The organism is Bartonella sp. AC62GZZY, assembly GCF_042196525.1.
In the GTDB taxonomy this organism is placed as follows: domain Bacteria; phylum Pseudomonadota; class Alphaproteobacteria; order Rhizobiales; family Rhizobiaceae; genus Bartonella.
Map to the genome: position 1 here is coordinate 1 of NZ_JBHIQN010000074.1, position 286 is coordinate 286.

Here is a 286-nt window from a genome sequence, read left to right on the forward strand (position 1 = left end):
ATTTATTTGTGTTTTTTGAAGTTATGTTAACGGCTTCTTATGGGCTTGTGTTGCATGGCTCTGGGCAGTTACGTGTACGTGCAGGATTGCATTATGTCGTCGTTAATCTTATTGCTTCGTTGTTTTTTTTAGTTGGTACGGCACTCATTTATGGAATCGTTGGTACTCTTAATATGGCCGATTTGGCTGTAAAAATGAAACATATAACCTCTGCGGATATTGTTTTATTTGAAATAGGCGCGGCGCTTTTGGGGATTGCTTTTTTACTCAAAGTGGGTATGTGGCC

General features: G+C 39.5%; 1 pseudogene. It reads left to right on the top strand.

What is annotated here, in order from left to right:
- Positions 1 to 286, top strand: a pseudogene (locus ACFIML_RS09225) (proton-conducting transporter membrane subunit); the annotation flags it as partial.